This window comes from Salinarimonas sp. NSM (assembly GCF_052380005.1).
GTDB lineage: Bacteria > Pseudomonadota > Alphaproteobacteria > Rhizobiales > Beijerinckiaceae > Salinarimonas.
The window spans coordinates 57517-74049 of the sequence record NZ_JBQTCJ010000006.1 but is presented as its reverse complement, the minus strand read 5'-3'; the positions used below and the strand labels follow the sequence as shown (position 1 = coordinate 74049).

The following is a 16533-nucleotide window of genomic DNA, read 5'->3' as shown; positions in this document are numbered from 1 at the left end:
GGCTCACGCCTCCGCGGCGCTCACGCCCACGCCCACGCCCACACCTACGCCCACCGGGCAGGAGACGCCGGTCCCGCCGAGCCCGCAATAGCCCCCGGGGTTCTTGGCGAGATATTGCTGGTGGTAGTCCTCGGCGAAGTAGAACGGCCCGGCCTCGCGGATCTCGGTCGTGATCGCGGGGAAGCCCGCCGCGCCCAGACGCTCGCCGTAGGCTGCGCGCGCCGCCTCCGCCGCCCGGCGTTGGCCCTCGCCGTGGACGTAGATGCCGGAGCGGTACTGCGTGCCGACGTCGTTGCCCTGGCGCATGCCCTGGGTCGGGTCGTGGCTCTCGAAGAAGGCCCCGAGCAGCCGCTCGTAGGAGATCTCCGCCGGATCGTAGACGACGCGCACGACCTCGTTGTGGCCGGTCATGCCCGAGCAGACCTCCTCGTAGGTCGGGTTCGGCGTGTGCCCGGCCGCGTAGCCCACGGCGGTGACCCACACGCCCGGCAGCTTCCAGAAGGCGCGCTCGGCGCCCCAGAAACAACCGAGCCCGAAATCGGCGATCGCCGCGCCCTCCGGGTACGGCCCCTGCAGCGGGCGCCCGGAGACGTGGTGGCGCTCGGCCGTCGGGATCGGGCGGTCGCGGCCCGGCAGCGCCTCGGCGGGTGTCGGGATCGTGGTCTTCTTGCGCATGAAGAACATGAAGGGCCTCCTCGTGACGTCCTGCGCCATATGGCCCTGCGCGCCCGGCGTTTCGAGGGGCGGACGCCTCACCGCTCCGTGAGGTAGCCCACGGGCTCCGGCCGCTTCTGGGAGAGCCACAAGAGGATCGCGCCGAGCACGAAGGCCACGATCGACGCCGGCCAGAGCAGCAGCGTCAGCAGCACCGGGTCCCACAGCACGGGCGAGACGTGGCGCGTGATCGCGGGCTCGAGCATGGGGAAGCTCTGCGGGAAGGCCTGGAACAGCACCTCGCCGAGCGGCGTGAAGGCGATCTCGTGGTTGGCGATCGAGCGCGTGCCGTCCACCACGAGCCCCACGAACCCCGCCGCGACGAGGAGCAGGCCGAGGACACGCACGAGAAAACGGATCATGGGACGACGCTCGCGAACGCTGAGGACACGAAGATGCCGCAAGCCTTACCCGCCCGCGCCGGCCGCGCAACAGCGAAATGCGGCCACGCTCTCCCGCATGACGGGGGCGAGGGATGGGGCAGGCGACGGGGCAGACGACGGGGCAGACGACGGGGCAGACATGGGCGAGACGCGTCGCGTGCCTCGGCAATGGGGCTTGCGTCGCGGCCGCCCCCGGATATATGGAGAGCCTCCGCGGGCGGCCGTTCCCATATCCGGCGCCCCCCGCGACGCGGACAGGTGGCCGAGTGGTTTAAGGCGCACGCCTGGAAAGTGTGTATACGGGAAACCGTATCGCGGGTTCGAATCCCGCCCTGTCCGCCACTCTACCGTTGCAGCACGTCGCACGCAATCGCAGACAGTCGCACGAACGCCTTGCCGAGCCCCGCATCGGCACGCTATTCCCGTCGCTCACAGTCGCAGGCCGTCGCCCCGGATCGCAAGCCGGAAGTGGGGCGCGCGGTGGGGTGAGCGGGAGGCGGTGGTGGGGCGGACCCTCAACAGGCTCACGGCGCGCGAGGTCGCGACCATCACGGCGCCGGGGCGCCACGCCGACGGCGGCAACCTCTATCTCCTGGTGGACCCGGCCGGCGCGAAGCGGTGGGTGTTCCTCTACCGCCTCAACGGCAAGCGTCGCGAGATGGGGCTCGGCTCCGTCCAGGCCGTGAAGCTCTCCCGCGCGCGCGAGATGGCCGCGGAAGCCCGAGCGATCGTCGCGGAGGGGCGCGACCCCATCGCCGCCCGTGCCGCCCCACCACAGCCCGTCCACCGCCCCACCTTCGGAGAGGTCGCCGAGCGATTCATCGCGATGCACGAGAGAGAATGGCGCTCCCCGGTCCACCGACGGCAGTGGCGGCAGACGCTTGAGCAGCACGCGGCCGGGATCTGGGCATCCCCGATCGCGGACGTCGATACCGAGGCCGTTCTGCGCGCGCTCCGGCCCCTGTGGCACACGAAGCCCGAGACGGCGAGCCGGCTGCGCGCTCGGATCGAACGCATCCTCGACGCTGGCCGCGTCGAGGGGCTGCGCGAGGGCGAGAACCCGGCGCGCTGGGCCGGCCATCTGCGGATGATCCTCCCGGCCCCGCGGAAGCTTGCGCGCGGCCATCACGCGGCGATGCCCTGGCGGGAGGTGCCGGCCTTCGTGCGAGACCTTCGGGCGCGCCACGGGCTCGCGCCGCTCGCGCTGGAATTCCTCATCCTCACGGCCGCGCGATCGGGCGAGGTGCGGGGCATGACGTGGCGCGAGCTCGACGTCGAGAGCGCGCTGTGGACCGTTCCCGCCGAGCGCATGAAGAGCGGCCGGGTGCATCGCGTCCCCCTCGCACCTCGAGCCCTGGCGATCCTCGAATTCGTCCGCCCGCGCGCCGGCAAAGACGGGCTCGTGTTCCCGGCGCCCCGCGGCGGGCCGATGAGCGACATGACCCTCTCGGCCGTACTGAAGCGCATGGGGCTGGGCGAGTACACCGTGCACGGCTTCCGTTCCTCGTTCCGGGATTGGGCAGGCGACGCCACGGCACATCCGCGGGAGATCATCGAGGCTGCGCTCGCGCACGTCGTCGGTGACGAGACGGAGCGGGCGTATCGAAGAGGCGACGCGCTGGCGCGCCGCCGTCAGCTCGCCATCGAATGGGAGGCCTTCGTCTGCGCAGCGACGTAGCGGCGAATCTCGCCAAGGCGGATGCGCACCCATCTCCCATCACGGGCCACAGCGAGCTTGCCCTCGTTGATGCGCCGGAACACGGTCGCGCGGTGCATCCCGAGCCGGGTCGCAGCCTCATCGATCGTCAGCATCGTGTCGTCGGTCTCGGTCATCGCGTATCCTCTTTGGGTTCGGCCGCCGCGCGCTCTTCTGTCGTCGGCCACTTCAGCTCGGCGGCGAGGATGTCGGCGACACGCGGCACGCCGTCGAGGGCAGCGGCGGCGCGGCGGAGATCGCCGAATGTGAGGTAGGAGCCGACGTCGGTCTGCGAGAACCGCTCGTCGTCGCGCCACTCGCCGCACAGCTTGATGCCCGCCGCTTTCGCGAACGGCTCCAGCGCGGCGCGCAGCCGGGCGGTCTCGGCCTGCGCTTCCTCAAGAAGCCGTACGTGCTCGCCGTCGTAAAGGCGGCGCTGGGTCTCCTTGAGGCGGGCGATCTGACTGCGCAGCCTCGCGATCTCGACGTCCTTGGCGTCGAGGGCGGGCTCGCGCGGGGCCGCGTCGTAGGCGGCGAGAGCGTTCGCGAGGGCATCCCAAGCCGCATCGGGCGCCGAGCCCTCGGTCTTGTGGTCCGCGACGATCAACGCCCGCGCCGCCTCGACGACGGCATCCACTGCGCTCGGGGGTGCCGGGACGGGGGCCGCCCCCTTCGCGAGGTTGAGAGCAGAGCGGAGGCGCCCCCACGGCATCGTGCCGGTGGCACTGGGGCCAGCGTCGAGGCGTGCGATCACCGCCTCCGCCGCCGCGATCAACTCAGTGACGGCATCGGTGACCGGGGGCGAGCTCGTAGCGGCTGGCGCACCGGAGGCCCGCTCCAGCGCCTCGACGCGCTGGATGACGCTCTTCACCGCCTCACGGGTGCTCTCGGCGCGATGGTGAAGCACCCCGAGCTCATCAGCGAGCGCACCGACTGCCGCGTCCGACAGGTCCAGCCCAATGGGCTCGCGCAGCCGCTCGCGAATTTCTTGCTCTCTCGTCATCGTCATCGTCCTTCCGTCGTGCGCTCGCGGAGAGCGCGGGTTCTCATCGGCCGCTTCCCGGTCGGGAAAGGACGGCTCGGGATGGTGTGCTTCCGCTTGCGGGCCGGCGGAGGCTCGGCGTCCGGGTCCACCTTCGCCAGGAGCCGGGCGCGGAACTCGGCGTTCGCCTTCTCGACCCGGCGGGCCTTCGCGATCATCGTCACGTCGCCGGGCTCGCGCCGGGCGTTCCGGCTCTCGCCGAGACGCCGGCCGTGCGTCTTCTCCCGATGCCCCTGCATCCCCTTGATCGCCACCTGCGGGCGCCACACGAGCGCGCCCGGGTCGTGCTGGGGTGGGTCGTAGTCGGTCCCGTCCGCGTTAACCGGGCGCATCCCGAGCGCGGGCGTGTGGTCGAGATCCAGCGCCACCTCATCGGGCCGCGCGTCCCGCTCCGTCCCGTCCTCCATCACGACGACCGGGATCATCCCGAGCCGGATCATCAGCTCGGCGAGCTGGCGCTTCGCCACCTGGACCTGGACGGCGAGCGGGACGGCGCGGCGGGGCGGGCGCGGGGGCATCAGGCGGCCTCCCCGCGGCTCTTCCACCACGCGCGGACGATGGCCGGCGAGGCGCCGAGCGCCACCGCTTCGATCGCCGCGAGCTTCGCGAGATCGTCCTGCGCGGACATATGGCACTCGGGCTCGGGCATCCCGGTCACGTGCGAGATGTACTCGTAGGCTCGATTCCGGGCCGTCCGGCGAATGCGTTTCACGGCTTGGTCGCGCTCCGGCCCCGCGGGCTCGGCGAGCTGATAGGCTTCCTCTGCGCGCTGCCACAGCGGATCGAAGGCGGCGTGCGCCCGCTGGCGGGCGTCGTGGACGGCCTGCGAAACGAGCGGGCGCCCACCCCACGAATGGAGCCCGCAGCACGAATGGCGGACGCCATAGCGGGTGCGGCGCTCCTCAGCGGGCTTGCCGCATGACGGGCAGGTCGGGCGCGCCATGGTCAGCCCTCCCCGCCGAAGAGCGACGCGGGAGCGGGATCGGCCCCGTGCACCCGCGGGAACTCCCGGACCATCAGGTCATCCGGTATCGGCGGAAGCGGCTTCCGGACGCCGCTCATCTGCTTCATGAAGAACGGCACGCCCGCGGCGGCGCACTGGTCGCGCAGGGACCGCGCCCAATCAGGATGCATCGGGCGGGCGCCGGCGCCGCTCTCGCCGCCGACGATGATCCAGTTCAACCAGAAACGACTGTGAACATCTTCGGCAGCCTCGCTGCCGATTTCGAGCTTCAACTGCTTCGCGCGCCAGCCCCACGTTGTCGTCATGCAATTGGTGTCGCCGCATACTGCGCACTGATCTGCACCGTTCGGGTGGCCTTCTTCGTCTGGGATCGCCTCATCCGTTGGATAGTCCGCGCCGCATGCGCTACAATGTTCCCACGTCTCCAGCCACCGAGCGAGATCAATAGGACCAAGTAGCGGCTCGCATGACAAAAACGCGACAGATATACTGAGCCTGTCCTTCGTTCGCAGAAGTTTAGGCACGTCGCGATCGGCCTCGGCTTGGTTCACGACAGTGGCGCCTAGCCAGACGTTCGCCGGCACGCCCGCAGGGAACATCGTGCGGAGCATGCCCCTCGCGTTCCCGATGCGTTTCGTGAGAAGCAACCAGTCGAGCGACGGCGTCGCGAGGATGAGCGCCGCGAGATCCGCCCGCCACTCGTCGGGCACCGCGTTGTCGAACACGTCCGCGAGGGACGCGCAGAACACGCGCTCGCGGCGGCCGGCAGCCGCAGCCTTGCGGTTCCAGACGTGCGGCTGGCGCCAGGTGCTCGGCGCCGTCCGGACCCGCGTCCCGACGCCCTTGCCGGGGCCTCCCCACTGCGCGCGACCGTGGCGCTTGTCCATCAGCGCTTCGGCATAGCAGTGGTCGCAGCCGGGACCGACATGGGCGCAGCCGATCCACGGGTTGAAGGTGTGGGCGGTCCACTCGATCGCGCTGTTCTCGGCCATGGTCAGCCCTCCCTCAGCCCGGCATCCCGGGCGGCGTTGATGAAGTCATTCGCGTTGCCGTGGTGCGTCTCCCCTCGAAACCGGAACGTCATCGTGCTCGGCCAGAAGTCCAACCGATCGCCCTGGTAAGTCCGGCTCCAGTGGTATTCTGTGTGCTGCGTCCAGCCGGTCGGGTCGGCGCTCGCCATGTTGCGGTCGCCCGCCTCGCGGTTCCGGCGGCGCTTGTGCTCGCGGAACTCGCGCCAATCCTCGGCTATGTCGCCCATGGTCAGCCCCTCTCCCTCACGCCCGCGTCCCGGGCGGCGTTGATCTCGGCGGCGCGGTCATCGGAGCCGCCATGGTCGGAGTGGTGTTCCTTGATCAGGCGGCGATGCGCGGCCCGGATCTCGTCGACCGAGGCGACCGGAGACACGCCGAGCACGACGTGCCAGGGGCGCGCGGCGCCGGGCGACGGCAGGGCCGCGAAGCCCGCGTAGGCCCGTTCCATCATCACGCCGCCGCCGTGGCGCTCAAGCGCGCGCATCGCCTCCAGCGCGAGCGTCAAGCTGCGCATGTTGTGCTCCGCGCGGAGGAAGCGGTCGCAGGCCATGGCCAGGGGCCGGCCCGCGCGGGTGAAGTAGATCGCCACCCCGTCGTCTTCGGGGATGCGCCCGGACGCGAGCGGGAGCCCGTCGCGCCGAAGCTGGCGGTTCGTCGAGATCACGATGCCCCGCGCGCCGTGCTTCGACAGCTCGCCCATGAGCGCATCTCGGGACTCGCCGAAGGTCCAGTCGTAGGCCGTCTTCCCAGCCTGGGCTTTTCGGTCGTGCCGGACGAACTTCGCCCGCCCGTCCATGCGCCTCCCGATCGGCGTCCGCGGCCATCCTTCGGGCCACGAGAGGGGGTAGGCTTCCGTCATCGCGCGCCCTCCGTCTCGCGAGCGGCGGCCGCGCGCACGCGCTTCCCGATCCCGTGGCCGCGGCGGTAGTCCGCGGTCTCGTCGTCGTTCCACTCCTGATCCGGGGCGGCGGGGCGACCCTTCGTGCCGTGCTGGTATCCGATCTCGAATGCCGAGCTCTCCCGACACCAGTCCTTGATGTCTTCCGGGGAGGGCAGGTCGTCGCCCTCCCCGGAGCGGCCCGCCGCGTCACCGGCCTGCGCGGCCGGAGAGGTATCGGCGGGGGAGCGCGAGGTCGTGCCACCCCCCTCCGCTTCCCCCGCCGCGCCCGCGCCAGGGGCCTGGTTGGGCGCGGGCGATTCCTGAATGTCGTCGTGCTCGAGCGCGGGCGTCTCGTCGCCCGCTACCGTGCGTTCGATCTGCGCGTGGTTGAAGCCGGGGCCGCGGGCGCCAGAGAGCCGGGCGGCGAGGCCGGAGGCCTGCGGCCGGCGCGCCTCGCGCTGCCCCTCGAAGTCGTAGAGCTCGTCGTCGCGGCGGATCAGGTCGTCGAGGTCCGACGACATCGGCAGGCGCTTCGCCAGCCGGCGCAGGACCGTCTTGCGCGCCATCTCCCCCCACCATTGCGACCACGGCCCGCTGTCCTTCGCCCGCGAGACGCTGCGCACGCGCTCGATCTCCTCGCGGGACATGAATTCGCGGTACACGCCGCCGTCGCTCGTCTCGGCGATGGCGTAGGCGCCGATGGGCGGGCCCTGCTCGCCGAAGACGACGGGCTCGTGCACGATCCGCTCCTCGTCGCCGAGCACGACCTCGAAGCGGTCCTTCGCGTGCACGACGTGCGCCCGGATGGACTTCAGCTCGCCGCTGTTGCGGACCTTCTTCAGGATGCCGCCGATCATGGGCATCCACTGAACGGCCTTGATCCACTCGTTCTCTTCGCGCCCGGTCTCGGGGTTCTTCACCTTGACCTTGGTGTTGTAGATCACGAGCGCGCCGTCGCGCCCGTCCGGAAGGAGGCCGTCCTGCGCCGCCTTCATGGCGCTCGAGAACAGGCTTCGGCGATCGGCCGCGAGGAGATCGGGGTTGCCGTTCACCGCCGTCAGCACGACGCGCATGAACCGCTCAACGGGGATGTGCGCCGGGAGCGCCATCCCGATCTCGCCTTCCATCTTGGTGAACTGGTCGCGGAACTCGACGGCGGGGGGGCGGCGCTCGGTCGTGGTGACGGCGTTCATGATCAGGCGGCCTCCATCTTGAGGGCTTCGATCTGCATCCGGACGCGGTTGCGCGCCCATTCGGGGATCTCGAGGAACTCGGCGTCGCCCTGCGTCCCGCCGGGCCCGGGCCACTCTCCCCGCTCGAGGCAGCGGGCGAAGACGCGCAGCGCCACCCGGATCGCGTCGGCGCCGAGGTCCAGGTCCTCCGTCTTCAGGGTCACGATCCGGCAGCACCACGGCGCGGTCTTCTCGACGAAGACGAGCGAGAAGGTCTCGAGGTCGCGGCCGAGCACCTGGCGGAAGCCCTCCCGGATGAGGGCGCCTTGCATGGCGTACCCGTACTCGGCGACCGTCTTCGCGAGCGCGTCGTAGGCGACGCTCGTCGTGGTCTTCAGGTCCGCCACGTCGTTCCCGTCGCCGGGGATGGCGTCTGGCCGCACCTTCAGCCACAGGCCCGTCCCGGCGTCCTTCCACACGATGCTCTGCTCGATCGCGCCGTTGAGGATGCCGGCGGCGACGAGCGGGTTCGCGGCGAGCGAGGCGGCCATGCCGCGGATGGCGTCGAGATCGTCCGGCTTCAGGACGGTGAGCCCGGCGGCTTCCTGCTCGTCGCGCCACGCCTTCGCGGCGTTCGTGCGCCAGTCCTTCCACTCGTCGGGACGGACGGCGAAGTGCCGGGCGAAGTCCGCCTCCCCGAGAAGCAGGTGATGCGCGGCGCGGCCGAGCGAGAACGCCTGCGTCTCGGTGCGCTCGACGCGGTTCGGGTTGAGGGGCGACGTGGCGAAGTAGTGCGCCGGGCTCTGCGAGAAGAGCGTCCGCAGGCCGGAGCTCGACACCGACGGGCCGTCGCAGAGGTCCGCGCCGTGGTAGCGCTCCATCGGGACGGAACCGTAGACGCCGGGCTCGGTGATGACCTCCCCGGCGGCGAGGATGCGCGCGCCGGAGAGCGGATGGGCGAGGGGAGCATTCATGGCGGTCCCCCTCAGAACCGGATGACGACGTGCGGGACGGAGCCCGCGGCGATGGCGAGCACGATCTTCCGCGCCGCGTCCTCGTCGACGCCACCGGTCGACATGATCGCCTCCTTGGCAGCGCCCATGACGCGCCCGCGATGCTCGCGGTCCGCCTGACGCGCGGCTTCGTCGGCCGCGGCCTTGCGCTCGGCTTCCGCCTTGGCCTCGGCCTCGCGCTCCAGGCGCTGGCGCTCCGCACGCTCGGCGGCGAGGGCTTCTTCGTGCGCGCGGCGCTCGGCGGCCGCGGCCTCCTCGGCCTTCCGGCGCTCTTCCGCGGCGGCACGGTCGGCGGCGAGCCGCGCAGCCTCTTCCTCGCGGCGGCGGGCTTCCTCCGCGGCGCGGGCCTCGCGCTCTGCCGCCTCACGCGCCGCGCGCTCTTCGGCCTCCCGCCGCTCGCGCTCGGCCTGTTCTGCGCGCAGCCGATCCAGTTCCGCACGCTCGGCCGCCTCGCGCTCGAGCCGTGCCTTGCCGTCGCGCAGCGCGTCGAGGGCGCGCTCCTTCTCGGCCCGCGCGAGGGGCGCGTTGACGCCGAACTCGCCCGGATCGATCTCGATGGCGGCGACGCGGGCGATCGTCGCCTCGACGTCCGCGACCGTGGCGCCGACCGGAACGACGGCGGCCCGCGCGAGATCGGAGATCACGGCATCGATCCGCGCCTGTCGCGCCTTCTCGGCCTCCTCCCACTCGGTCAGAGGGGCGCGGACGCGATGCTGCATCGCCTCGAGCGAATCCCACACCTCGCGCCGGACGGTGTTCACGGCGTTGATCGCCTTCCGGTGATCCTCGCCAAGATCCTTGCCGGCCTTGTCGATCGCGACCTTGTACCGGGCGATGCGCGCAGCGCGGCTGGCGATGGCCTTCCGGCCCTTGTCGGTGGCGAGGTCCACCGCGCCGGCGGCGATCTCCGCCTCCAGCTCGGCGACGAGACCGGGGAAGACCTCCGTCTCGCGGAACACCACGGCGGGGTCCGCCTCGACCATGTCGAGGAAGCGGGTCGAGTTGTCGCCGGCAACGGCGCGCGGGTTCACAGGGGCGTTCATGATCATGGTCCTCTCGTCTGGCGGCTCAGGCCGCGGGGGTGGTGGTGGCGGGACTCCGCAGGCGCGCCCGGATCATCGCGGCGGCGCGGGCGAACCCGTCGTCTTCGTCTTCCGAGAAGCGCGAGACGATCCCGGCGCACGTCGCGGTCTCGGCATCGATCACCGCGTCCGCCGCGGCGCCGGCTTCGGCCGCGAGATCCCGGAGGTGTCTGTTCGTGCGCGGCAGGACCGTGAGGATCTGCTTGCGCTTCTTCGCGTAGACGACGGGCACGATGCGTCGCGCGCTGGGCCAGTAGACGAGCCAGAGAGAGTACGCGCCCATCAGCGGCGTGAGGTGCTGCCCGCGCTGCTCGGCGATCTGCGCGACCATCTCGGCGCGATCCTCTTCCGTGAGATCGGCGCCGTCGTAGCGCTGGCGGGCTCTGTGCTCGGCGTGGCCGGCGCGCGCGAGGTCGTGCAGGGCGTCGAGGTCGAAATCGGTGGCGGCGTCGCTCATTCCGCGGCGTCCTTCCGTTCCCCGGCGCGCTCGCGGATCTCCGCTTCCCGCCGGGCGAGGGTGGTCGTGGTGGCGTCGTGGGCGGCGCGCTCGGCGTTGAGGTCGCGCACGGTCTCGTCGAGGGTCCGGCGCAGGCCGGCGACGATGCGCAGGGCGACCGAGCCCAGCGGGGTGAAGTCTTCGCGGTCACCCATCGGCCCGTCCCCCGCGGCTCTCGGCGTCCCGGTAGTCGAGCTCGACGTCGTCGCTCCCGTCCGACTCCAGCCACGCGATCACGCGCTGACCGAGGTAGGCGAGACCGCCGACGCCCGCGCCGATGGCGAGCGCGCCCGCGGCGACCTGGACGGCGGCTCCGGTGAGGTCGAGGAACCAGGCGCCGGGCGCGCTCGAGGCGGCCGTCGCCGCGTCCGCCGGGAGCACCGACGCCAGCACGACCGCGCTCGCGGTGAAGGCGACGAGGCCGGCCATGCCGAGCACGTCGCCGGTGTCGGCATGCGCGTCGTCACCATCGTCCGCATCCGGCTCGCCCTCGGTCGCGATCTCCTGGCAGTTCTGCCGGCCGCACCGCTCGCATTCGGTGTGCGTCAGGTTCGACCACGGGCCGCGCCAGGTGACGGTATCCGTGCCGCAGTAGGTGCAGATCATCGGCGTCACTCCGCAGCGGCCATGGCGCGCTCGCGCTCGGCGACCGCAGCCTCTACGCGCGCGTCGTCGAGCGCGCGCTGGACGAAGTCGCTCGCGAGGATCCGGGACTCGATCCCGGACGTGAGCACGATCGGCGCGCCGCCCGCGTCGTAGGCACGGACGAAGACGACCGACACGTCGCCCTCGGTGCCCCACTCCCACCCGATGCGCAGCGTCTCGCCGGGCTTGAACAGGTCCGGGGCGACGTCTTCGTGCAGGTCCACCTCGACTTCGTAGGGCGTCGTCGGCGGCTTCTCGTGGGCGTCCAGCGCGGCGTTGATGCCGCTGGCGACGTCCCGAGCGGCGGCGAAGCTCGCGAGGTAGATGCTCAGGCCGGTGCTGAAAGCGCTGCCCCGCTTGTTGAGCCGCACGACGCCGCTGATGGGCTGGCTCTGGACGGCCGCGGCATCAGCGCGGAAGGGGCCGTTGATGATGGTCTCGGTTCGCATGATCACGCTCCGATGCGGTCGCCAGCCTCCCGCATCACCGCAGCGGCGATGCAGGCGTACAGGCGGGGGGAGGAATGGGGGTCGAGCTGGTGAAAGCCGACGACGGTCCCGCAGTGGAAGTGCTCGCGGGAGATCGCGATCGCGCAGACCCGGCCGGCGGAGACCGTGGCCTCGACGGCGCGAAGGGCCGGCCCGCGGCCGTCGCCGAGCGTCACGTTGGTGAGGGTGAGGCGGGGCATGGTGGCGCTCCTCTCGGGAAGGAGCCGGGCGCGGACGCCCGGCGGGGGCGTCTCAGGCAGCGTGCGTGTCGAGGATCACGCGCTCGGCGGCGGCCTCGACCACGGCGAGGGCGGACGCGGCCTCATCGGCGAGGCGGGTCCAGCGGGCGGCGCTGATCTCGCAGTCGATGCGAGCGGCCGCGGTGCGGGCCTCCGCCTCCTGCGGGTCGGGCACGACGATCTCGACCGCATCGGCCTCCGCCTCGCACTTCGCGGCTTGGTCTCGGCACGTCGCGACGAGGTGATCCAACGCGCCACGGACGGCGGCGAGCTGCGCGCGGGTCAGCGTGAGCGTGACGGTCTCGGGAAGGGTCTCGGGCATCTTCGGGCTCCTCGTCTGGCCAGGCGGCCGGGGCGGTGACGAGGGAGATGTTGCTATAAGCGCAAAGCGTGGTCAAGCCGCTTTTTGCTCAGAGCGCAAAATTTCTGGAAATCGCAAGATTGCGGGCTTGACGCGGGGCCGGGGGCTTGACTAGCCTCGCGCGTAACCACTGACCCTTATCGGTCTCGACAGAGCCGAGGGGGAAGGCGACAAGCCTTTCCCCCTCCTCGACGCTCCTATAGGTCGAGATAGTCCTGATACGTTTGAGGTCTGTGATTACGCGAGCAGGCGCGAACGTTGAAGAGAGGGCCGCGCGCTGAGGCGCGGCCTCAGTCCAGCCGGTTCCGCGTCGTGAACAGGCCGATGTAGCGCCCGACGATTCGCTGACCCTCGAGCGGCTCAACTTTCGTCCCGTAGCGCGGATTGTCGGCAGTCACCTTTACCATCGCCGGCTCTTCACCTGGGCGAGTGGACACCTCAAGGCGCTTCACGATGACGCCTCCGAACCCATCGTCGAGCGCGTAAATGCCAGGCGGCGACGGATGCTTGTGCGTCACATCGATGAAGACGACGTCGCCTTCATCAAGCGTAGGCAGCATCGAGTCGCCTTGCACGGCGAAGCATCGAATTGCGCGAGACGGCACGGCTAGACGGCTGATCATGTGCGCCGGCAGCTGCCAGAGCCCACGTACGGCGTCGGCGTTCATGTGATCGCCTGGCCCTGTTGGGAGGAAGGCTTCAAGCGCTTGGCCGCCTCCACCTAAGCCGGCGCGTAGATCAATTTCAGGGACGGTGCCGGGGCCTATGTCGAACGTCGCGCCGTTGCCCTCGGCAATCGCAAGATCTTTGGGCTCGGTTGGGATGTGCTCGCGATCGTATTCCTCGGCTCGCACTCGTGTTACATCATCCGAGGCCAGCTTCTGCCGTGTCGCGGCAAGAGATCTCTCAAGATCGTAATGAGTGCGCAAGGGGTCGCTCAAGTCGAATAGTAGCCTTAACCCTTCTTCCGGCTCATTAAAAAAGCGGAACGCCACGGCAAGTTCTTGAAGAGTGATGAGCCGCTCGCCACTCAACATCCTTGTGACAGCGGACGGGTTCACCCCAAGCACCTTGGCAAAGGCGCTCTGCTTTTTCCCGGTACGATCGAAGCTGGCCTTAAGCCACTCGCGCGCCCGCCTGTTTGCGTTCCCCTCGCTCATGCGAGGCAGTCTTGCGACCGGCGGCTCGGGCGCAATCGACGAATTCGCAAAAATCGTTGCGATGGCATCTTGACCAACGTTGCTTTTTCCGCAATCGTCCGAGCCATGACGACTCCAGCCCAAACCATCATCGGGAAGTGCGGCGGCCACCAGGCCGTCGCCTCCATGCTCGGGGTGAACGTCAGCCGCGTCTACCGCTGGACCTACCCGGTCGCTCGCGGTGGCACCGGAGGCGTCATCCCCGCCCGCCATCAGGCGAAGCTCCTGACCACGGCCCGCGAGCGAGGCATCGAGCTCGAGCCCGCGGATTTCTTCCCCCGGGCGGAGGCGGCGGAATGAACGTCCCCGTCATCGCCCCGAACGACACGCTCCCGACGCTGATCGATCGCGCCACCGCCGCGCTGGCGAGCGCCCGCACCAGCGGTGAAGTGCTCGAAGCCCGCGACATGGCCCGGATGGCCTACGACGCGGCGAAGAGCGCGGCCCGGATCATGAAGGCCAAGGAGGCGCACGACAGCCTCATCGCCGACGTGCACCGCGCTCAGGCGCACGCGCTGGCGATCCGGGCGCGCGCGGAGATGCGGCTCGCGGAGGAATACGACATCGCCCAAGAGGGCGGCGAGGTGGCGAGGCCGGGCAACCCTAATTTTTCCGAAGGGGAAAAGTTGCCAAGCGCGCGGGACGTCGGCCTGCAACCGAAGGACCTCCACGAGGCCCGCGTGATGCGCGACGCCGAGCGCGCCGAGCCCGGCGTGATCCAGCGCACCATCAACCGAATCGTCGAGCGAGGCGAAGAGCCGACGCGCGCGGCGCTCAAGCGCGAGATCGCCGCGAAGCCCCAGCCCAAGCCGATGAACCCGAAAGCCCTGTGGCTGTGGGGCCGGCTGAAGGATTTCGAGCGGGAGGGCGTGCTCGATCATGCCGCGCTGTTCCTGCTGAACGAAATGACCGCGCCCATGCGCGAAGACGTGCGCCGCCTTGCGCCGCGCGTCCGTGAATTTCTACAGGAAGTCGAGGCAGAGGCATGAACCCGCATCAGCGCATCAGGGTCGAGCTGGCCCGGCAATACGAGAGCATGGCCGACGCGGTGGAGGTCACGTACTCCGCTCTCGCCTACCGCGTATGGGAACTGTTCTCGAATGGGGACGAAGACCCGAACATCCATTACGCGGCACTGGAGCACTACAAGCAAATGAGCCGCGCTTTCCTCCGCGCCCGGCACGACCCGGACGGAGAGGAGAACGAGGCGGTCCAGCACGACTTGGACTTCGGACCGCGGTTCTCGGGGAGGCTTCAGGACCGCTACCCGGTTCCGCGGATGAAAGGCGAGGAGCCGGTCTACAAGCTCCGCCAGCACCTCACGGCTTCTGAACGCGCGTGGAACGTCCGCCAACTCCGTCGCTCCGCTAGCGCCCGGCTCGAACACGCCGACGCTCTCGAAGCGGAAGGCCAGATGCAGAGCGCGGCCTGACCGATGCACGCCCCCGGCCTCTCCCCCCGCTCTGCGCTCGCCGAGAACACGGCCGCCCTGTGCGCGACGCACGGCCGGGAGCACGGCCGCTACCTCGACCTGTCCCCGGAGGCCCGCGCCTCCCGCGTGCCGCTCTACGCCGAGCGGGACGCCATCACCGCAACGATCGCCGCGGACCGTGCCGAGCGCCGGGAGCGGGAACGAGAGGAGGCCTGAGGGATGTTCCGGATCGGTCAGCTCGTGGTCTGCATCCTGGACCATCCGACCTGGGGATGGCCGGAGGCGATGGCGCGCCCGCGCAAGGATGATGTCTACACGGTCCGCGACGTCGAGTTCTTCGACGCCGATCCGGATACCGGGTTCTCCGAAGTCGTGCTCCACCGCGAGGACGGTTCGGCGTGCGTCCCGATGATCCTGGTCGAGGAACTGGAGAACGACACCGTGTCGACTGCATGCGGCTTCGTCGGCGAGCCGAGTTGGGTGGCGGTCTACTTCCGCCCCGCGGTCCGCACGGACATCTCGCTCATCCGCAACTTGCTCGCGCCGGTCGACGACCGCGCGCTCGAGCCCGCCTGAGAGGATCCGCACATGCCCGAGCCCACCACCCGAGAGCGCGCGATCCTGGCCGTGGATGCGCTGTGGCCTAGCGACCGATCCGGCGCGCAGGAGTCCTTCCACAGCCGGGCCGTCGCGATGGCCGAGAAGCTGATCCGCGACGAGCGCGAGGCGTGCACCCGCGTGCTCGACGGCGCCGGCGCCTTCCCCGCCTTCCAGAACCTCGCGGCCGCGATCCGCTCGCGCCGCTGACACCCACCCGGCGGCATCCCGTCGCCGCGCCTTCACCGCCCGCACCGCCGCCACCGTCCGCGCTGCGCAGACCGAGAGAGCCCGATGACCACCCGCCGCCACCTGATCCTCCGCAACGACGGCACCGTGCTCGAGCGCATGCCGGACGGGTGCGAGGTGCCCGTCCCCGGCATGGTCGCCGTGATCCACGACGCGAAGAGCACGTCGCGCGTCCAGGTCGGCGACCACTGGCCCGAGCGCCCGGCGTGCCTGGACCGCTCCGACGGCTCGCACGTCGCCCGGCTGCTCGCGCTCCCCTCGCATATGCCCGGCTCCCCCGCGGCCTGATCTCCGACCCCGCCACGATCCCTCGTCGCCCGCCATGCGGCAATGAAACCCTCACCGGAACCACTCATGAACGACCGGCCCACCGTCTTCCCGGAGTCCGCCATCCTCGCCCTCAAGGCCGCGACGCGCCGCGCCGCGGAATGCGCCGGCGGCGTGACCTACGTCTCGCAGTTCACCACGGCGAACACGGGTCTCCTCTCTCGCTACGGCTCGGCGTCGGAGACGCTGACCGCGCCGCTCGGCGTCGCGATCGTGCTCGACGCGAAGAGCGGGCTCACGGTCCCGCCGATCCTCCAGCAGTACGCCGCGCTGTTCGGGTTCGATCTCGTGCCGTCGGAGCGCGCCGAGCCGAGCGTCGAGCACTTCGCCCGCCATCTCGGCGATGTCGCCACCGCATCGGGCGCTCTCGTGCGCGAGATCGGCGAGGCCGTGGCGGATGGGCATGTCGACCACGTCGAGCGCCGGCGCATCCACGAGGCCGCGGAGGCGCTGGCCCAGGAGGTCGCGGAAGTCGCGGCCGATACCGATCCCGATCGCATCGTGCCGCGTCGCGGCTGAACCA

The 16533-nt window shown here is 70.6% G+C and carries 28 protein-coding genes and 1 tRNA gene; 10 read left to right on the top strand and 19 right to left on the bottom strand.

Annotated features, from left to right (window positions below):
• Nucleotides 1-3: 3 nt before the first annotated feature.
• Nucleotides 4-684 (bottom strand): peptide-methionine (S)-S-oxide reductase MsrA, encoded by a 681-nt coding sequence (msrA, locus tag ACTZWW_RS04470; protein ID WP_444779737.1) that lies wholly within the window; start codon nucleotides 682-684, stop codon nucleotides 4-6.
• Nucleotides 685-752: 68 nt separating this feature from the next.
• On the bottom strand, nucleotides 753-1076 hold the full coding sequence (locus tag ACTZWW_RS04465) for a hypothetical protein (protein WP_444779736.1): 324 nt from the start codon (nucleotides 1074-1076) through the stop codon (nucleotides 753-755).
• A 273-nt stretch (nucleotides 1077-1349) separates the two neighbouring features.
• On the opposite strand from ACTZWW_RS04465, the gene ACTZWW_RS04460 reads away from it, so the two are divergent.
• Both ACTZWW_RS04460 and ACTZWW_RS04455 read left to right on the top strand, forming a co-directional pair.
• Nucleotides 1350-1439: transfer RNA gene (locus ACTZWW_RS04460), tRNA-Ser, on the top strand.
• Between the two features lie 160 nt (nucleotides 1440-1599).
• Nucleotides 1600-2775 (top strand): tyrosine-type recombinase/integrase, encoded by a 1176-nt coding sequence (locus tag ACTZWW_RS04455; RefSeq protein WP_444779735.1) that lies wholly within the window; start codon nucleotides 1600-1602, stop codon nucleotides 2773-2775.
• Here the strand turns inward: ACTZWW_RS04455 and ACTZWW_RS04450 are convergent.
• The 17 genes from ACTZWW_RS04450 to ACTZWW_RS04370 all read right to left on the bottom strand — a co-directional run bounded on the left by ACTZWW_RS04450 (nucleotide 2730) and on the right by ACTZWW_RS04370 (nucleotide 13516).
• A complete protein-coding gene (locus ACTZWW_RS04450; protein ID WP_444779734.1) occupies nucleotides 2730-2930 on the bottom strand; it encodes a helix-turn-helix transcriptional regulator in 201 nt (66 codons plus the stop codon). The genes ACTZWW_RS04455 and ACTZWW_RS04450 overlap by 46 nt on opposite strands.
• Nucleotides 2927-3802: a hypothetical protein gene (locus ACTZWW_RS04445; RefSeq protein WP_444779733.1), complete on the bottom strand. Its 876-nt coding sequence runs from the start codon at nucleotides 3800-3802 to the stop codon at nucleotides 2927-2929. Before ACTZWW_RS04445 ends, ACTZWW_RS04450 begins: the two co-directional genes overlap by 4 nt.
• Nucleotides 3799-4353 (bottom strand): hypothetical protein, encoded by a 555-nt coding sequence (locus ACTZWW_RS04440; RefSeq protein ID WP_444779732.1) that lies wholly within the window; start codon nucleotides 4351-4353, stop codon nucleotides 3799-3801. Before ACTZWW_RS04440 ends, ACTZWW_RS04445 begins: the two co-directional genes overlap by 4 nt.
• Nucleotides 4353-4778, bottom strand: a complete 426-nt coding sequence (locus tag ACTZWW_RS04435; protein ID WP_444779731.1) for a hypothetical protein — start codon at nucleotides 4776-4778, stop codon at nucleotides 4353-4355. The genes ACTZWW_RS04440 and ACTZWW_RS04435 overlap by 1 nt, the downstream gene beginning before the upstream one ends.
• A 2-nt stretch (nucleotides 4779-4780) precedes the next feature.
• Nucleotides 4781-5791 carry a phage Gp37/Gp68 family protein gene (locus ACTZWW_RS04430; protein WP_444779730.1) on the bottom strand — a complete coding sequence of 337 codons (1011 nt, stop codon included), beginning with the start codon at nucleotides 5789-5791 and terminating at the stop codon, nucleotides 4781-4783.
• Between the two features lie 2 nt (nucleotides 5792-5793).
• Nucleotides 5794-6057: a hypothetical protein gene (locus ACTZWW_RS04425; protein ID WP_444779729.1), complete on the bottom strand. Its 264-nt coding sequence runs from the start codon at nucleotides 6055-6057 to the stop codon at nucleotides 5794-5796.
• A 2-nt stretch (nucleotides 6058-6059) separates the two neighbouring features.
• The gene (locus tag ACTZWW_RS04420) at nucleotides 6060-6689 is read right to left on the bottom strand and encodes a J domain-containing protein (protein ID WP_444779728.1); all 630 of its coding nucleotides are present in this window, start codon (nucleotides 6687-6689) and stop codon (nucleotides 6060-6062) included.
• Nucleotides 6686-7903 (bottom strand): recombinase RecT, encoded by a 1218-nt coding sequence (locus ACTZWW_RS04415; RefSeq protein WP_444779727.1) that lies wholly within the window; start codon nucleotides 7901-7903, stop codon nucleotides 6686-6688. The genes ACTZWW_RS04420 and ACTZWW_RS04415 overlap by 4 nt, the downstream gene beginning before the upstream one ends.
• Nucleotides 7904-7905: 2 nt before the next feature.
• Entirely contained in the window at nucleotides 7906-8856 is a 951-nt protein-coding gene (locus ACTZWW_RS04410) for a PD-(D/E)XK nuclease-like domain-containing protein (protein WP_444779726.1), read from the bottom strand.
• Nucleotides 8857-8867: 11 nt separating this feature from the next.
• Entirely contained in the window at nucleotides 8868-9944 is a 1077-nt protein-coding gene (locus ACTZWW_RS04405) for a hypothetical protein (protein ID WP_444779725.1), read from the bottom strand.
• Between the two features lie 19 nt (nucleotides 9945-9963).
• Entirely contained in the window at nucleotides 9964-10434 is a 471-nt protein-coding gene (locus ACTZWW_RS04400) for a hypothetical protein (RefSeq protein WP_444779724.1), read from the bottom strand.
• Nucleotides 10431-10628 carry a hypothetical protein gene (locus ACTZWW_RS04395; protein ID WP_444779723.1) on the bottom strand — a complete coding sequence of 66 codons (198 nt, stop codon included), beginning with the start codon at nucleotides 10626-10628 and terminating at the stop codon, nucleotides 10431-10433. The genes ACTZWW_RS04400 and ACTZWW_RS04395 overlap by 4 nt, the downstream gene beginning before the upstream one ends.
• A complete protein-coding gene (locus tag ACTZWW_RS04390; RefSeq protein WP_444779722.1) occupies nucleotides 10621-11079 on the bottom strand; it encodes a hypothetical protein in 459 nt (152 codons plus the stop codon). Before ACTZWW_RS04390 ends, ACTZWW_RS04395 begins: the two co-directional genes overlap by 8 nt.
• 5 nt (nucleotides 11080-11084) lie before the next feature.
• Complete coding sequence (locus ACTZWW_RS04385) at nucleotides 11085-11567, bottom strand: hypothetical protein (protein ID WP_444779721.1); 483 nt, start codon at nucleotides 11565-11567, stop codon at nucleotides 11085-11087.
• A 2-nt stretch (nucleotides 11568-11569) separates the two neighbouring features.
• A complete protein-coding gene (locus ACTZWW_RS04380) occupies nucleotides 11570-11806 on the bottom strand; it encodes a hypothetical protein (protein ID WP_444779720.1) in 237 nt (78 codons plus the stop codon).
• Nucleotides 11807-11858: 52 nt separating this feature from the next.
• The gene (locus tag ACTZWW_RS04375; RefSeq protein ID WP_444779719.1) at nucleotides 11859-12167 is read right to left on the bottom strand and encodes a hypothetical protein; all 309 of its coding nucleotides are present in this window, start codon (nucleotides 12165-12167) and stop codon (nucleotides 11859-11861) included.
• A gap of 329 nt (nucleotides 12168-12496) precedes the next feature.
• The gene (locus tag ACTZWW_RS04370) at nucleotides 12497-13516 is read right to left on the bottom strand and encodes a LexA family transcriptional regulator (protein ID WP_444779718.1); all 1020 of its coding nucleotides are present in this window, start codon (nucleotides 13514-13516) and stop codon (nucleotides 12497-12499) included.
• Nucleotides 13517-13531: 15 nt separating this feature from the next.
• On the opposite strand from ACTZWW_RS04370, the gene ACTZWW_RS04365 reads away from it, so the two are divergent.
• From ACTZWW_RS04365 to ACTZWW_RS04330, 8 genes are all read left to right on the top strand, one after another.
• Entirely contained in the window at nucleotides 13532-13705 is a 174-nt protein-coding gene (locus ACTZWW_RS04365; protein ID WP_444779717.1) for a hypothetical protein, read from the top strand.
• Complete coding sequence (locus tag ACTZWW_RS04360; RefSeq protein ID WP_444779716.1) at nucleotides 13702-14394, top strand: hypothetical protein; 693 nt, start codon at nucleotides 13702-13704, stop codon at nucleotides 14392-14394. Before ACTZWW_RS04365 ends, ACTZWW_RS04360 begins: the two co-directional genes overlap by 4 nt.
• The gene (locus tag ACTZWW_RS04355) at nucleotides 14391-14837 is read left to right on the top strand and encodes a hypothetical protein (protein ID WP_444779715.1); all 447 of its coding nucleotides are present in this window, start codon (nucleotides 14391-14393) and stop codon (nucleotides 14835-14837) included. The genes ACTZWW_RS04360 and ACTZWW_RS04355 overlap by 4 nt, the downstream gene beginning before the upstream one ends.
• Before the next feature lie 3 nt (nucleotides 14838-14840).
• On the top strand, nucleotides 14841-15053 hold the full coding sequence (locus ACTZWW_RS04350; RefSeq protein WP_444779714.1) for a hypothetical protein: 213 nt from the start codon (nucleotides 14841-14843) through the stop codon (nucleotides 15051-15053).
• 3 nt (nucleotides 15054-15056) lie between these two features.
• Nucleotides 15057-15413 (top strand): hypothetical protein, encoded by a 357-nt coding sequence (locus ACTZWW_RS04345; RefSeq protein ID WP_444779713.1) that lies wholly within the window; start codon nucleotides 15057-15059, stop codon nucleotides 15411-15413.
• Nucleotides 15414-15425: 12 nt separating this feature from the next.
• The gene (locus ACTZWW_RS04340; RefSeq protein WP_444779712.1) at nucleotides 15426-15644 is read left to right on the top strand and encodes a hypothetical protein; all 219 of its coding nucleotides are present in this window, start codon (nucleotides 15426-15428) and stop codon (nucleotides 15642-15644) included.
• Between the two features lie 84 nt (nucleotides 15645-15728).
• Entirely contained in the window at nucleotides 15729-15971 is a 243-nt protein-coding gene (locus ACTZWW_RS04335) for a hypothetical protein (RefSeq protein WP_444779711.1), read from the top strand.
• Nucleotides 15972-16037: 66 nt separating this feature from the next.
• A complete protein-coding gene (locus ACTZWW_RS04330; protein ID WP_444779710.1) occupies nucleotides 16038-16529 on the top strand; it encodes a phage regulatory CII family protein in 492 nt (163 codons plus the stop codon).
• The last annotated feature ends 4 nt before the right edge of the window (nucleotides 16530-16533 follow it).

What these genes read in the sequence shown, in the direction of transcription:
- ACTZWW_RS04375 (WP_444779719.1), bottom strand. Translation starts at nt 12,167, where the DNA reads ATGCCCGAGACCCTTCCCGAGACCGTCACGCTCACGCTGACCCGCGCG.
- ACTZWW_RS04355 (WP_444779715.1), top strand. Translation starts at nt 14,391, where the DNA reads ATGAACCCGCATCAGCGCATCAGGGTCGAGCTGGCCCGGCAATACGAG.
- ACTZWW_RS04340 (WP_444779712.1), top strand. Translation starts at nt 15,426, where the DNA reads ATGCCCGAGCCCACCACCCGAGAGCGCGCGATCCTGGCCGTGGATGCG.
- ACTZWW_RS04450 (WP_444779734.1), bottom strand. Translation starts at nt 2,930, where the DNA reads ATGACCGAGACCGACGACACGATGCTGACGATCGATGAGGCTGCGACC.
- ACTZWW_RS04335 (WP_444779711.1), top strand. Translation starts at nt 15,729, where the DNA reads ATGACCACCCGCCGCCACCTGATCCTCCGCAACGACGGCACCGTGCTC.
- ACTZWW_RS04380 (WP_444779720.1), bottom strand. Translation starts at nt 11,806, where the DNA reads ATGCCCCGCCTCACCCTCACCAACGTGACGCTCGGCGACGGCCGCGGG.
- ACTZWW_RS04390 (WP_444779722.1), bottom strand. Translation starts at nt 11,079, where the DNA reads ATGATCTGCACCTACTGCGGCACGGATACCGTCACCTGGCGCGGCCCG.
- ACTZWW_RS04330 (WP_444779710.1), top strand. Translation starts at nt 16,038, where the DNA reads ATGAACGACCGGCCCACCGTCTTCCCGGAGTCCGCCATCCTCGCCCTC.
- ACTZWW_RS04410 (WP_444779726.1), bottom strand. Translation starts at nt 8,856, where the DNA reads ATGAATGCTCCCCTCGCCCATCCGCTCTCCGGCGCGCGCATCCTCGCC.
- ACTZWW_RS04345 (WP_444779713.1), top strand. Translation starts at nt 15,057, where the DNA reads ATGTTCCGGATCGGTCAGCTCGTGGTCTGCATCCTGGACCATCCGACC.
- ACTZWW_RS04385 (WP_444779721.1), bottom strand. Translation starts at nt 11,567, where the DNA reads ATGCGAACCGAGACCATCATCAACGGCCCCTTCCGCGCTGATGCCGCG.
- ACTZWW_RS04435 (WP_444779731.1), bottom strand. Translation starts at nt 4,778, where the DNA reads ATGGCGCGCCCGACCTGCCCGTCATGCGGCAAGCCCGCTGAGGAGCGC.
- ACTZWW_RS04365 (WP_444779717.1), top strand. Translation starts at nt 13,532, where the DNA reads ATGCTCGGGGTGAACGTCAGCCGCGTCTACCGCTGGACCTACCCGGTC.
- ACTZWW_RS04465 (WP_444779736.1), bottom strand. Translation starts at nt 1,076, where the DNA reads ATGATCCGTTTTCTCGTGCGTGTCCTCGGCCTGCTCCTCGTCGCGGCG.
- ACTZWW_RS04350 (WP_444779714.1), top strand. Translation starts at nt 14,841, where the DNA reads ATGCACGCCCCCGGCCTCTCCCCCCGCTCTGCGCTCGCCGAGAACACG.
- ACTZWW_RS04415 (WP_444779727.1), bottom strand. Translation starts at nt 7,903, where the DNA reads ATGAACGCCGTCACCACGACCGAGCGCCGCCCCCCCGCCGTCGAGTTC.
- ACTZWW_RS04395 (WP_444779723.1), bottom strand. Translation starts at nt 10,628, where the DNA reads ATGGGTGACCGCGAAGACTTCACCCCGCTGGGCTCGGTCGCCCTGCGC.
- msrA (WP_444779737.1), bottom strand. Translation starts at nt 684, where the DNA reads ATGTTCTTCATGCGCAAGAAGACCACGATCCCGACACCCGCCGAGGCG.
- ACTZWW_RS04430 (WP_444779730.1), bottom strand. Translation starts at nt 5,791, where the DNA reads ATGGCCGAGAACAGCGCGATCGAGTGGACCGCCCACACCTTCAACCCG.
- ACTZWW_RS04360 (WP_444779716.1), top strand. Translation starts at nt 13,702, where the DNA reads ATGAACGTCCCCGTCATCGCCCCGAACGACACGCTCCCGACGCTGATC.
- ACTZWW_RS04405 (WP_444779725.1), bottom strand. Translation starts at nt 9,944, where the DNA reads ATGATCATGAACGCCCCTGTGAACCCGCGCGCCGTTGCCGGCGACAAC.
- ACTZWW_RS04400 (WP_444779724.1), bottom strand. Translation starts at nt 10,434, where the DNA reads ATGAGCGACGCCGCCACCGATTTCGACCTCGACGCCCTGCACGACCTC.
- ACTZWW_RS04445 (WP_444779733.1), bottom strand. Translation starts at nt 3,802, where the DNA reads ATGACGATGACGAGAGAGCAAGAAATTCGCGAGCGGCTGCGCGAGCCC.
- ACTZWW_RS04420 (WP_444779728.1), bottom strand. Translation starts at nt 6,689, where the DNA reads ATGACGGAAGCCTACCCCCTCTCGTGGCCCGAAGGATGGCCGCGGACG.
- ACTZWW_RS04440 (WP_444779732.1), bottom strand. Translation starts at nt 4,353, where the DNA reads ATGCCCCCGCGCCCGCCCCGCCGCGCCGTCCCGCTCGCCGTCCAGGTC.
- ACTZWW_RS04425 (WP_444779729.1), bottom strand. Translation starts at nt 6,057, where the DNA reads ATGGGCGACATAGCCGAGGATTGGCGCGAGTTCCGCGAGCACAAGCGC.